General features: G+C 44.8%; 10 protein-coding genes. 8 read left to right on the forward strand and 2 right to left on the reverse strand.

Going from position 1 to position 13858, the window contains the following annotated elements:
* Positions 1-6 precede the first annotated feature (6 nt).
* The 3 genes from nhaC to A9237_RS12050 all read left to right on the forward strand — a co-directional run bounded on the left by nhaC (position 7) and on the right by A9237_RS12050 (position 2844).
* Complete coding sequence (nhaC, locus tag A9237_RS12040) at positions 7-1524, forward strand: Na+/H+ antiporter NhaC (RefSeq protein ID WP_078608261.1); 1518 nt, start codon at positions 7-9, stop codon at positions 1522-1524.
* Between the two features lie 405 nt (positions 1525-1929).
* Entirely contained in the window at positions 1930-2196 is a 267-nt protein-coding gene (locus tag A9237_RS12045) for a YqaE/Pmp3 family membrane protein (protein WP_078608262.1), read from the forward strand.
* Positions 2197-2844: a hypothetical protein gene (locus A9237_RS12050; protein ID WP_078608263.1), complete on the forward strand. Its 648-nt coding sequence runs from the start codon at positions 2197-2199 to the stop codon at positions 2842-2844.
* A gap of 66 nt (positions 2845-2910) precedes the next feature.
* On the opposite strand, the gene A9237_RS12055 is transcribed toward A9237_RS12050, so the two are convergent.
* A complete protein-coding gene (locus tag A9237_RS12055) occupies positions 2911-3996 on the reverse strand; it encodes a glycerol dehydrogenase (RefSeq protein WP_038866003.1) in 1086 nt (361 codons plus the stop codon).
* Between the two features lie 336 nt (positions 3997-4332).
* On the opposite strand from A9237_RS12055, the gene dhaK reads away from it, so the two are divergent.
* The 3 genes from dhaK to ptsP are packed head-to-tail and all read left to right on the forward strand — an operon-like array spanning position 4333 to position 8435.
* Positions 4333-5391: a dihydroxyacetone kinase subunit DhaK gene (gene dhaK / locus A9237_RS12060; RefSeq protein ID WP_078608264.1), complete on the forward strand. Its 1059-nt coding sequence runs from the start codon at positions 4333-4335 to the stop codon at positions 5389-5391.
* Positions 5392-5406: 15 nt separating this feature from the next.
* Entirely contained in the window at positions 5407-6042 is a 636-nt protein-coding gene (gene dhaL / locus A9237_RS12065; protein WP_038866007.1) for a dihydroxyacetone kinase subunit DhaL, read from the forward strand.
* A 2-nt stretch (positions 6043-6044) separates the two neighbouring features.
* A complete protein-coding gene (ptsP, locus tag A9237_RS12070; RefSeq protein ID WP_078608265.1) occupies positions 6045-8435 on the forward strand; it encodes a phosphoenolpyruvate--protein phosphotransferase in 2391 nt (796 codons plus the stop codon).
* 168 nt (positions 8436-8603) lie between these two features.
* Here the strand turns inward: ptsP and dhaR are convergent, their stop codons facing one another.
* Positions 8604-10535 (reverse strand): dihydroxyacetone kinase operon transcriptional regulator DhaR, encoded by a 1932-nt coding sequence (dhaR, locus tag A9237_RS12075; RefSeq protein ID WP_038866011.1) that lies wholly within the window; start codon positions 10533-10535, stop codon positions 8604-8606.
* 714 nt (positions 10536-11249) lie between these two features.
* Between dhaR and gcl the strand changes: the two genes are divergently transcribed.
* Positions 11250-12992, forward strand: coding sequence for a glyoxylate carboligase (gcl, locus tag A9237_RS12080; protein WP_078608266.1), 1743 nt, complete (start codon positions 11250-11252; stop codon positions 12990-12992).
* A gap of 68 nt (positions 12993-13060) precedes the next feature.
* Entirely contained in the window at positions 13061-13843 is a 783-nt protein-coding gene (hyi, locus tag A9237_RS12085) for a hydroxypyruvate isomerase (protein ID WP_038866016.1), read from the forward strand.
* Positions 13844-13858 lie beyond the last annotated feature (15 nt).

The following is a 13858-nucleotide window of genomic DNA, read 5'->3' on the forward strand; positions in this document are numbered from 1 at the left end:
TCTAATATGTCTAGTTTAAATGATGAAAATAAGGCGGTCAGGTTGCCGACCTTTAAAGAGGCCATAACTCCAATTATATTTATGGTGTTGGTTTTAGCCATTGGGATGGGATTGTTAGGATGGCCTACGGGTGTCTGTCTTCTAATTTCAGCAACCTGTGCTGGAATCATTGCTGTATCGAAACTCAACTATTCATGGGAGCAAATAGAAAAGTTTGTTATTGATAAATTTGCAGCGGTAATGCCTGCTTGTTTTATTGTTATTCTCGTTGGTTTTATGGTCGCTACGTGGAGCTTTTCTGGTACGTTACCAATGATGGTTTACTATGGCATGGAAATCATAAAGCCTGAGTTAGTATTAGTTTTATCGTTTGTGCTAACTGCTATTTTATCCTATGTGTCTGGTAACTCTTGGGGTTCGGTGGCGTCTATCGGTGTCGCACTTATGGGGGTAGGTATTGGTCTTGGAGTTGATGTTGGTATGTTGGCTGCCGCGATTGTAACGGGTGCTTACTTTGGAGATAAGCTTTCTCCGCTATCAGATACAACAAACCTTGCTTCAGCAGTAACGAAAGCACCTTTATATGATCATATCAAATATATGCTTTGGACCACTGTACCTTCGACAATTTTAGCACTCGTTTTCTTCTTGTATCTTGGTTATACCACAGACTCTGCTGGTGGCGTTTCTGAATCGAGTGCACGTCTACTGGAGCAGTTAGCGAGTATTTACCAATTTGGCTTCTTACCGTTAGTACCGATGCTGGTTATTTTGGTTTGTACTTTTATCGGGAAACCGGCAGTTCCTTCAATGTTGTTGAGCTCACTAGCTGCTGTATTGGTTGGTTGGCAATACCAAGGATTTGAACTCATTAATGGTGTTCAAGCTACAATGAACGGTTTTGATGTGGGCATGATTGGGATTGATCCAGCAACGCTAGAACCTGAAGTGTTGAACTTGCTTAATCGTGGTGGCTTAAATAACCAAGGTGGATTCCTAGCCTTTATTATTTGTGCGATGGCCTTTGCTGGAATCTTAACTGGCACTCGAATGATGGATGTAGCGATGTCAGAGATGACTAAAAAGATCACAACAGCTAAATCTGCCATTTTGGGTAGTGGTGTTATTTGTATAGTGATCAACATGCTGACAGGGTCAGATGGTTTGAACAAAGTTATTACGACAGAGTTAATGCAGCGTCGTTTTTTACAGTTAAAACTTAACCCTTTGGTTCTTTCGCGGACGTTAGAAGACTTCGGTACTATGACGGGGCCTGCAATTCCTTGGACCGCTGCTGGTTTGTATATGGCTACTACCTTGGGCGTTCCAACAATGGAGTACTTGCCATACTGTTTGTTGTTCTTTGGTTCAATGGCATTTGCTACGATTTATGCGATGACTGGTTACACAATCAAATATATGACTGACGAAGAAATCGCGGAATTTACTGAGAAACACGGTATTGTGCTAGATGAGGTCAAACAGGATACAAATGTATCTGTTCCGGTAGCACAGTTGACGTAAGTCCTCTACGCACTCGATACGAAAGCTCCCCAAATTGGGGAGCTTTTTGTTTCCCATCAATATTAAACCTTTCTCACTTTCTAAGATTTGCTGTTTGTATGCATCCCCATTGTTCTTGATTTACAGATGCTAAATATTCATCCCTCTGACACGGTTACTATATAGCGGTATTGTAAATTGGTGCCCTTTGCTAATGCCATTGTGGAGAAGATTGTGTTCCTGTGGCTTAGTTTACCCTTTCAGCTTGCCGCTTAAGTCTTGCTTCACATGTCGGTTCGTAGCTCCAAATTCTTAGGCGGCTTTTTCTTTTGAACAAAACGATCTCGACGGCAATCCGTTTGTTGATAAGCCGAGCATCAGTGCGCAATACGATCATGAATAATAAAAGACTTAATAGGACATGACATGAGACTAGTACTTGCCATTCTAATTCCTTGGCTTCAATTTTTTACTATTGGCCGTTATTGGGCGGGCGTGATCTGTTTGCTATTGCAGATTACTTTAATCGGTTGGTTGCCTGCGGCCATTTGGTCTGTCTATGCATTGGTTAATTACGAAACGGATAAGAAAATCGAGAAATTGGCTGCAGAGAACGATGGGCCTGAGACGTTCTCAAACTATGCTCGAAAAGCACCAGCATCGTCAGATCAAGATGGTGGTGGAGACGAGTAAGTGTTTTCGTCGAATACAAGTAAGCCTTACTTCTCTTGGTGCTTACTTTTGAGTTGTTTTGGGTTTGCTTCTGGTGCACAGGCAGAGCTCACGATTCAAGAAGCGGTCGATTTATGGATATTAGATGGGGCAGAGTTTCGTCAGATGGTGAAATGCTCTCCGCAAGCGCAGTTGAATAATGGTGTGCAGCAAATCTATTACGATTCGTCATCTTGTGTATTGAGTGAACTGGCGACTTACGCTTTGGCTAAAGAGTGTTTTGGTGATGCAAAGGCTCAGCGCGTCAATATTCTGGATGCCGCAGACAAATCGAAAGTGATGTCTTTTGATATCAATACAGCCAGCTGTTCATTGTTGGAGAAAAAAGCGGGTCAAAGGAAATCAAAACCAGCGCCTCCGCCAAAGCCATCTCGACCATCAACATCAAACTCTAAAGCTTATGTTGTTCAGCTCTACTCTGGTGTTAAGCCACCGAACAAGGTATTTGCTCAGTGTGCGACTGTGCCTTTATACGAGCACCACATTCATGGTTCGTACTATTTGTTTAGTGATGTTTATTTCCATTATTCAGAAGCCAAACAATTGATGGATCACTTGCAGTACGAATGCCCTGATTTATCGATGTGGATTCGTCCGATAAAGCGCTGAAACTTCCCACGAAAAAAGGCAAGCTTTCGCTTGCCTTGTTCGTAACTCAGTAACTAAGTGTGGAGTTTATTTCTGACCTAGTTGGTGAGCAGTCAGAATCGCTGAGAATACGTTATCGGCGGTTACTGGGAATGGCATGTTGTGAATTGTTTCGCCTTCCGCTGTCGCACCTTTCGCTACTTCGTATAGTTTCTCATGGTTCAGTTCTTTCACGCCCATTTCGAATAGGTTAGTCGGTAGACCAACTGAGCGGCAGAAATTGATAACAGTATTGATTTCTTCCATCGCTGCGTTTTCTAGCACAAGCTGAACAAGTGTACCGAATGCCACTTTTTCGCCGTGGTAAAGATGGTGGCATTCTTCCAGTTTAGTTAGACCATTGTGGATAGCGTGAGCGCCAGCGAGGCCGCTACTTTCGAAACCGATACCACTTAGGTAAGTGTTTGCTTCGATGATGTTTTCTACCGCTTTTGTGCTAACACCATTCTCTACTGCTACTTTTGCTTTCAGACCGTCTTCAAGCAGTGTTTCGTAACATAGTTTAGCCAGAGCTTGAGCTGAGCGAGTTGGTGCGCCGCCAGCCATTGTCGCTTTACCTGAAGTCATGTTTGCACGAGCTTCAAAGTAAGTTGATAGTGCATCACCCATACCAGCAACAAGCAAGCGCACTGGTGCTTTAGCAATCACTGCTGTGTCCATGATTACCATATCTGGGTTTTGAGGGAACAGTAGGTATTCTGCGAACTCACCTTCCGGAGTATAGATAACCGCTAATGCTGATGTTGGAGCGTCAGTTGATGCGATTGTAGGTACCACAACAACAGGAATTTTAGTGTAGTAAGCAACAGACTTAGCAGTATCTAGTGTTTTACCACCACCAATACCGATGATGACGTCGTTCTTTTGAGTTGAACAGATGTCAGTTAGGCGGTCGATCTCTACGCGAGAACATTCGCCGTTAAAGATGTCCATTGCGATAGGCATGTCTTCTTTTGAGAAGCTTTCTTTTACTGTCTCGCCAACCAAGCCAGTCACAAACTCATCAGCGATAGCGAGTGGGTTTTCACCTAGTGTTTTCACGTAGCTCGCAATTGAGCCCAAAACGTTTTCACCTTGAACATATTTGCTTGGGCTAATGATGATTTTATCCATGATATTCAGACCTTTTGTAATGTGGTTATGTTTTGTTTCAACGTTGGAGCTATCGTAGGTACACAAAGCAAAAAGAAGAAGAAAATCGCCTACTTGATAAGCAAATGTATGATGATGGTGTCAAAGCCGTCGTTTGTTATTTCCCTTCCCAAGACAGTTTTTGGCACCGATCACTCTAGTGTATGAGAGGGAGGAATTTGTTCCGATATGAAACAAAAGCGCTATACGAAATGTTCCAACCTGGAACGGATATTTTTTTGATTGAGCGTACTTTTTCTCCACTTAAGATGGCCCCAACCCTACGAAACGAAATTCGAATTAAAAGAGATCGGAAATATGAAAAAGCTAATCAATAGTGTTGAAGACGTTGTTAAACAGCAAATGGAAGGTCTGGCATATTCTCGTCCAGAGCTGAAGGTGAACTACGAACCTCGCTACATGTGGCATGAAGAAACCCCAGGACAAGTGGCATTGGTATCTGGTGGTGGTTGTGGTCACGAACCTCTACACGCAGGTTTTATCGGTAAAGGGATGCTTACTGGTGCTTGCCCAGGTGAAGTGTTCACTTCTCCAACACCTGATCAAATGTACGAATGTGGTAACCAAGTCAACACGGGTGAAGGCGTTCTATTCTTTATCAAAAACTACACTGGCGACGTACTGAACTTTGAAACAGCAGTTGAGCTTCTTCACGCGGATGGCATTAAAGTTGGTTCAGTTCTTATCGATGATGACGTCGCGGTAAAAGACAGCCTATACACAGCAGGCCGCCGTGGTGTTGCAGGTACACTTCTTGTTGAGAAAATCGTTGGTGCAGCAGCAGACAGAGGCTACACGCTTGAGCAATGTGAAGAATTGGCTCGCCGTGTAAACAACAACTGCCGCTCGTTTGGCGTTGCGTTGAATGCATGTGTAGTACCTGCTGCGGGTAAACCATCTTTCATTTTAGAAGATGACGAAGTGGAATTCGGTGTAGGTATCCATGGTGAACCTGGCATCGAACGTGTGAAGTACACAACGGCAGATGAGCTAGTGGACAAAATGTTCCTTGAGCTAAAAGAGAACGTTACTTACAGCCGTACACTGCGTATTTGGAACCGTGAAGAAGGCCAATGGGACGAAGTAGAGTCAAGCATTGAAGTGTTCAACGCTGATCAAGATTACATCGCTATCGTTAACGGGTTAGGCGGGACTCCAGAATCTGAACTTTACGGTGTTTACCGTCGTCTGGCACAAAACTGTGAGCAAGAAGGCTTCCGTGTCGTTCGCAACATGGTTGGCAACTACTGTACATCTTTGGACATGGAAGGTGTTTCAATCACCTTACTACAAGCGGACAAAGAAATGATCGAACTGTTCGATGCGCCAGTCGATACAGCTGCAATTAAATGGTAAGGCGAGGGTGGACATATGCAAATCGAAAAGAACCAAATCATCAATTGGCTTGAGTTGTGTGCTCAGTCTTATGCTGAAAACCAAGATTTCCTGACGGATCTTGACCGTGATATCGGTGATGCAGACCACGGCTTGAACATGAACCGTGGCTTCAAAAAAGTGGCAGAGACATTACCAAGCGTAGAGAAGCAAAACATTGCGACTATCTTGAAAAACACGGGTATGACGTTGCTTTCTAGTGTTGGTGGTGCAAGTGGCCCGCTTTACGGCACCTTGTTTATTCGTACGGCTGCTTCTGTAGGAACACGTGAACAACTGTCGTTCGAAGAATTGATCGATGCTCTAAAGAGTGGTGTAGATGGTGTTATCTCCCGCGGTAAAGCTGAACAAGGCGATAAGACTATGTGTGATGTCTGGTTGCCAGTACTGAACACAACCAAGTCACAGCTTGAAAGTGGTATTAGCCCAGATCATCTATTGGATGAAATGGTCGATCTTGCTGAAAAAAGCGCTGTTTCGACAATTGAGATGCAAGCGAAGAAAGGCCGTGCAAGCTACCTAGGTGAGCGCAGTGTGGGTCATCAAGATCCAGGTGCGACGTCTTCTCTTCTGATGATTAAAGCATTGCGTCAGGCGGTTACAGGAAACTAAGCATGGTCGGGATTGTAGTTGTATCTCACAGCCGACGTCTCGCAGAAGGGGTGGCCGAATTGGCCACCCAAATGACGCAAGGCAAGGTTAACTTAGCGATCGCCGCAGGTGTGGACGATCCAGAAAACTCAATCGGTACAGACGCTATCGCAGTTATGGGGGCGATAGAAGAAGTTTGTGACGAGCAGGGCGTTGTGGTGCTGATGGACTTAGGCAGTGCATTACTAAGTACTGAAATGGCACTGGAATTACTCGATGACGAGACGCGTGAAAAAGTGGCTCTGGTTGCGGCTCCTATCGTGGAAGGCACGATGGCAGCATCCGTTGCAGCGGCTGCGGGCTTGCCGATTGAAACCGTTGTAGCAGAAGCGCGCAGTGCATTAGATGTAAAACGTGAACACTTAGGTGAAGAGCTTGAGCAAACCAATCAAGTCGAGGTCTTAGCAGAGGCGACAGGTGATGAGCTTCAATTCCAATGGACAGTAAAGAACCCACACGGTATTCATGCTCGTCCTGCGGCGGCGATTGTTGGTCAACTAGCTGCATTTAGTTGTGATATGTGGCTGCAAAAAGGTGAGCAACGAGCTAGTGCAAAGAGCCTAAATAACATTGCTAAGCTGGGTATTCGCCTTGAAGACTGCATCATTTTTTCCGCTTGTGGTAACGATGCTCAAGCCGCTGTTGATGCCTTTACGCTACTTGCGCATCAACACTTTGGTGAAGCCGATATTGTGAATGGTGCTGTTTCTGAAGAGCCAGAAGAAGCTATCATTATCGACCAAGAGATTACTGGGGCGATTGTTGGTTTAAGCGTGAATGGTGGCATCGTAACGGCACCTGCAATCTTATTTGCTCATGAGATGCCAGCCGTACCAGATCGTCCTTTTGAATCGTTCGCATCAGAAATTAGTCGTCTTCAAACTGCCGTCGACGCTGTGAAGCAACACTTAGCGGCACAAGCGAAACAACCTCATGGAGATATTTTCCAAGCTCACTTGATGATGTTATCCGATCCAGAGTTGTGGCAAGCCACTGTTACGCGCATTGAATCCGGATTTATTGCTGAAGAGGCGTGGATGAACACCATTAACGCTTTGGCTGAAGACTACCGTAATGCCGACAGTGAATATATGCGTGAGCGCGAAGCGGATGTTTACGATATTGCTCGTCAGGTCATGATTAGTGTGACCGGCGCGAAACAAACCGCGATGCAAATCAATGAGCCGAGCATTCTGCTCGCTCGCGACTTAATGCCTTCGGATGTCGCAGGTTTGGATAAGTCTAAAGTGATGGCTATTTGCTTGAGTGAAGGTGGTAAAACGTCTCACAGTGCAATCCTAGCAAGAGCGATGGGCATTCCTGCGATTGTTAAAGCACAGGGGTGTTTAGACCAAGTAAAAGTCGGTCAAACTATCACTGTAGATGGATTTAGCGGCTTACTGTGGTTAGAACCATCAGAAGATGTTCAAGCAGAATTAGCTCAAAGACGTACCGAGTGGCTAGATGCTCAACAAGCGGCATTAAACAGTGCTCAAGAAAAAGCCATTACAGCTGATGGTACGGCTGTGCAGGTGATTGCGAACATTGGTGGCCCAGAAGATGTCGAATCAGCACTTCGAAATGGCGCGGAAGGCGTTGGTTTGTTCCGTACAGAGTTTTTATTCCAAACCAGCGATGAATTGCCGACGGAAGATGAGCAGTATGAGGTTTACCGTGATATTGCGGCAGCATTTGGCGACAAACCATTAACGATTCGCAGTTTGGATGTCGGTGGTGATAAACCACTTGCGGCTTACCCTATGCCCGAGGAAGAAAACCCATTCTTGGGACTACGCGGTGTACGTCTGTGTCTAGCTCACGAAGAGTTATTTACTACTCAAATCCGAGCGGTCTTACGAGCTCATCAAGAGCAAAGCAACATCCAGTTAATGATCCCTATGATCGCGATGGTGGAAGAAGTTCGTCGTGTCAAAGCGCTAGTTGAGCGTGAAGCGAAGAGCTTAGGTATCGACAACCTCGCGTTACCTATCGGCATTATGATTGAGGTGCCTGCCGCAGTCTTCAATGCAGATGCATTGGCGAAAGAAGTCGATTTCTTCTCAATAGGAACTAACGATCTAACGCAATACGTGATGGCTGCCGATCGTGGGAACACGGCCGTTGCTGAGCTAGTGAACTACTTCGAACCTGCAGTCATTAAAGCGATTGAGTTAACTTGTTCAGCAGGTAATAAAGCTGGTATCTCTGTGAGTATGTGCGGAGAAATGGCGGGCGATACTAAAGCAACAGAGCTGCTGCTCAAGCTCGGCTTGAGAAAGTTCAGCGCCAGTGCAAGCTTGCTACCTGCTTTGAAAGAGCAAGTTCGCAAGATTGATCTCGCCATCAAAGCCTAATTCACCCTTTCCCCCAAAAAGGCAGTTGGCAATCCAAAGCCCTCTGAGTAGCGATGCTCAAAGGGCTTTTCTTGTTTGAGGTCGATTCAATCAGTCAATGGTCTCGGTAAAAGAGCAAATAAAAAACAGCCCTAAAGGACTGTTTTTGAATAAGGGAAATTCGAGTGTTTATGTCAGTTCAATCTGGTCGGCTAAACCAAACTTATTGATTTTACGCCATAGGGTGGTGCGGCCTATTTTAAGGGCTTTAGCCATTTCCTTCATCTTTCCATCATAAATGTTCCATGCCTGAATGATGGCTTTCTTCTCAACCTCTTCCAGTGACAAGATTGGTTGGTTTTCTGGGTCATTGCCAGCGTTTAGGTTGAGTTTGATCTCCTCAGGGATGTCGTCGAGTTTAATTAGGTTTGAACTTCGGTTGAGAAGAACGCGTTCCATGCGGTTTCGTAGCTCCGAATTGTTCCCTTGCCAGTTGAAGTTCATTAAAGCATCCATCACCACCTTTTCTACTGAAATGGCGACATTGTGGCGTTTCTCATAGTTGTTGATGATTTTCTGGATCATATATTCGATGTCCTCTTTGCGTTTACGAAGAGGTGGGATGTGTAACTCATTCGAAGAAATTTCGTAGTACAACTGACGTCCAAAGGAGCGTTGTGCAACATACTCACTGATGTCTGAGGAGGTACTGGTGATCAGTTGAAATTTCACTGGAATCAAACGTTGGCTATCACTTCTACTGACTAAGCCTGTCTTCAGCAACTTTAAGATTACGGCTTGTAAGTCTGGACAAAGATATTCAATTTTTTCTAGATAGAGGGTGCCGTTATGTGCCAACTCAAACTTAGAAGGCATGCCTTGTCCCTCATCGTAACCAAGAGTTTCACGAATCATTTGCTCGCTGTTCACTGAGCGGCAGTTTAGGGTGATAAACGGGCCTTCTTTGTACTCACTTTCATTGTGAATCGCCATCGCAAGGTCAGTTTTACCGACGCCTTCTTCACCTGTGATTAGAATAGGTGCTTTGGATTTTGTTGCGCGTTTCGCAACAGTAATGATGTGTTTCATCTTGCGCGATACGGCTGGCAATGTATCAAACGTGTAGCGAGCACTTCCGCCGATTTGTTGTTGAGCCAGTTCGCGAATTTTATCTATAGGGTGGATGAACAAAAGGTTGGAGCCATCACTTAACGGACGTAATGTCACAATTGCTTCAATAAACTCACCGTTTACTTCGATCGTAGTCTGCTTACGACGAATAATGTTATGCGCTTCAATGTTAGACAAAATATTGGGTGGAAAACGCATAATTGAGAACACGTCTTTCTCTATCAATTTGAGGCTATTGACGTTCAGTAAGCGCTCAGCTTGACCATTTACCATGGTAATGCGGTTTTCATCGTTCCATGCGAGGATTCCATCATCCATACACTCTAACGTTGCGTTGTGCGCACAGCTTAAGCGGTTCATGGTTTCTTGCTCGCATTGAATATGAATCTGTAATCCTACCTCTTTGGCACATGAGGTTATGATCACCAGGTTTTCTTTACTATATTCTTCCGCTCTTTTAACCAAGCACACTGTTCCGCGTAGTCGACCAAAAGTATCAAAGATAGGTGCTGCAGAGGAAGCGTAGTTGTGTAGGTGGCGATTGAAGTGCTCAGCAGCAAAAACTTCGCAAGGCATGTGAGTATCAATACACAGACTTACCGCGTTGGTGCCTATTTTACCTTCTGAGAAAAAACAACCCATCTTGATGCCGAGTTCATTCATTTCTCTCAGCATGTCATCATGCCCAACACTGTAGAGCACACATCCGTTATCATCAGTTATGAACAACATGATTTGTTCTTCTCTAAGTAAATCGTAGGTATCTTCGATAACAGTAGTGGCGCAGCTGATGATGCGTTCGTTACGCTTCATTAAAGACGACAGGGTATACCCCGACGCAATATGAGGTTTGGACCAGTTATATGGGCTGCATTGTTTTGTGCAGCGCTCCCATGACTCAAGCACAGGGGAAAGTGAAAACTCAGGTGAAACCCAATGGTGCTTTTGGAAGAATTCCCACTTTTTCTTATTGTCTTCTATCGACAGCATATTTGCTCCAGACGGAGAGGTCAGTTTCAGTTATTGGATGTAGGAAAGTCACTTTGGGAAGGGGAACGGCGGTGCTCTTCCTGTGAGACTTATCAGTAATATGGTGCACAATGATATATTGCGTATAAACGTTAGAGTGTGATGACATTCACGGCGATTTTTTCACCGATTCAATATGAAACACTCCTATGACTTAGGTCAGTTTCTTATTAGATAAGGGCTTGAGAAAAGCGACTTACATCTCACACAAACTGTCTAAATTGTAAGAATTATTAACGGTTAGATTTTGTAAAACACATCAATGATTTGCCTGATGAATATCTCCGATGGGTCAAACTTACCCAGCCTAAATTGATGCCTATAAATAGAGGGGATTTCCCTCTTCTTCCGTGTTTATCTTGACCCTATAAATAAGTTATCTCTTTGATATGTGCTTGGCGATTTTTTCACCGCTTGTGAACGTGTCTTTTTGACTCCACATAGACTTCTTATCTTCACAGCTATCATTTGATGGTTTAAATCACGTCTCTTTCAAAAAAAGGCAGACTTTTAATTATTTGCGTTTCATTTCGGAACGAAATTGTTTGATTGATAGGTTTCATTTTGAAGCATTTTTGATTCTTTGCTGGGCTGTTTTTTTTGCCAAATAATCTCCCCCAACAACACATGATTCTGTTCGTCACCGATAAGGTGCGATGTTTTTGGAGAAGTACTATGGCTAAGATGAGAGCGATCGAAGCGGCTGTTTTGATCATGAAAAAAGAAGGGGTTAAGGTCGCATTCGGTGTTCCTGGCGCAGCTATCAACCCTCTATATGCGGCATTGAAAAAACTGGGCGGCATCGAGCATGTTCTGGCTCGTCACGTAGAAGGCGCGTCGCATATGGCTGAAGGTTACACTCGTGCTAAAGATGGCAACATCGGCGTGTGTATCGGTACATCTGGCCCTGCTGGTACAGATATGATCACCGGTCTGTATTCTGCGTCAGCAGATTCAACGCCGATTCTTACCATTACTGGTCAGGTACCAACAGCGAAGCTTCATAAAGAAGACTTCCAAGGAGTCGATATTGAAGCGATTGCGAAGCCTGTGACTAAAATGTCGGTGACCATTCGCGAAGCTGGCCAAGTTCCTGGTACTTTCCAAAAAGCATTTTACGAAATGCGTTCGGGCCGTCCTGGCCCTGTCCATATTGACTTACCAATGGACGTTCAAATGGCGGAGATCGAGTTCGATATCGATTTGTATGAGCCATTAGAGCCACACAAACCAAAAGCAAGTCGAGCTCAAGCAGAGCGCGCACTGCAAATGCTGAATGCAGCGGACAAACCTATTTTGGTTGCTGGTGGCGGCATCATTAACGCTGGTGCGTCGGCACTACTACAGCAGTTTGCTGAAATTACAGGTGTTCCAGTTATCCAAACACTGCGTGGTTGGGGGGCTATCTCTGACGATCATGAACTGATGATTGGTCGTATGGGGTGTCAAGCAGGCCATCGTTACGGTAACGCTTCTTACCTAGAGTCTGACTTTGTATTTGGTATTGGTAACCGTTGGGCAAACCGCCACACAGGTGCAATTGAAACTTACACTAAAGGTCGTCAATTTATTCACGTAGATATCGAACCAACACAAATTGGTCGTATCTTTGGCCCAGATCTTGGCATTGTCTCTGATGCAGGTGAGGCGCTTAAAGTGTTTGTAGAAGTTGCTCAAGAGATGCAAGCACGTGGCGAACTAAAAGATCGTTCAGCATGGCTAGGTGAGTGCCAGGAACGTAAACGCACTATGTTGCGTCGTACCGATTTCGACAATAACCCAATTAAGCCTCAACGTGTCTACCAAGAAATGAATGAGGTATTCGGCCCAGAAACGCGTTATGTCGCAACCATTGGTAACGCGCAAATTGCAGCGAACCAGTTCTTACATGTCCACCGTCCTCGTCATTGGATTAACTCATGCCAAGCAGGCCCTCTAGGTTGGACAATGCCTGCAGCACTTGGTGTAGTGAAGGCCGATCCTACAACACCGGTTGTTGGTGTTTCCGGTGACTACGATTTCCAATTCTTGATGGAAGAATTGGCGGTCGGTGCACAATTCAAACTGCCTTACATTCACGTACTAATCAACAACGCTTACCTAGGCTTAATCCGCCAGTCTCAACGTGCTTTCGAGATTGACCACTGTGTGCAACTGGATTTTGAAAACATTAATGCTCCAGAAGTAAATGGCTACGGCGTTGACCATGTGTCAGTAGTAGAAGGTCTTGGCTGTAAAGCGATTCGTGTGTTCAACCCAGAAGATATTCAACCAGCACTGCGCAAAGCTCAAGCGTGGCTCAAAGAGTTCCAAGTTCCAGTTGTTGTGGAAGTGATTACGGAGCGCGTGACCAATATCGCAATGGGTCCAGACATCGACAAAGTGGTCGAGTTTGAAGAAACCATCGATTTGGATTAATAGCTAACTCACTCTCCTCCACGCCTTTAAGTGGGGGAGGGCATCAACAAATATTCTTGGAGTGACTTATGCCTAAACTAGCTGCCAACCTTTCTATGTTGTTCACGGAATACGATTTTATGGACCGTTTTGAAGCGGCATCCAAAGCGGGTTTCCGTGGTGTTGAATATCTCTTCCCATACGATTATGACGCTCAAGAAATTGCGGCTGAGTTGTACCAGTTTGGTTTAACTCAAGTGTTATTCAATCTACCTGCTGGTGACTGGGCCAAAGGGGAGCGCGGTATTGCTTGCCACCCTGACCGTGTAGAAGAATTCCGTAAAGGTGTGGATAAAGCAATTCGTTATGCCAAAGCATTGAATTGCCAACAAGTGAATTGTCTTGTAGGGATTAAACCTTCGCATGTTTCTGAAGAAGAAGCATTTCAGACTGTGGTTGAGAATTTGAAGTTCGCGTCTGAAAAGCTCAAAGCGGAAGGCATTAGTTTGATTATGGAAGCCATTAATACACAAGACATGCCGGGCTTCTTTATAAACAGCACAGAAAAAGCACTGCGCGTTGTGGCGGAAGTGGGTGAAGCCAACTTAGGTTACCAATACGACATTTACCACATGCAAATTATGGAAGGCAATCTGGCTCGTACACTGAAAGATAACCAGTCAACCATTGCGCATATTCAGCTTGCGGATAACCCAGGGCGTCATGAACCTGGGACTGGTGAAATCAATTATCCATTCCTACTTAAGCACATTGACGATATTGGCTATCAAGGCTGGATTGGCTGCGAATATGTGCCAGCAACAACAACAGAAGCGGGCCTAGGCTGGCTAAAAGAATACAACCTAATTTAATAGCGTAAAGAATTG

The organism is Vibrio owensii (assembly GCF_002021755.1).
Classification (GTDB): Bacteria; Pseudomonadota; Gammaproteobacteria; order Enterobacterales; family Vibrionaceae; genus Vibrio; species Vibrio owensii.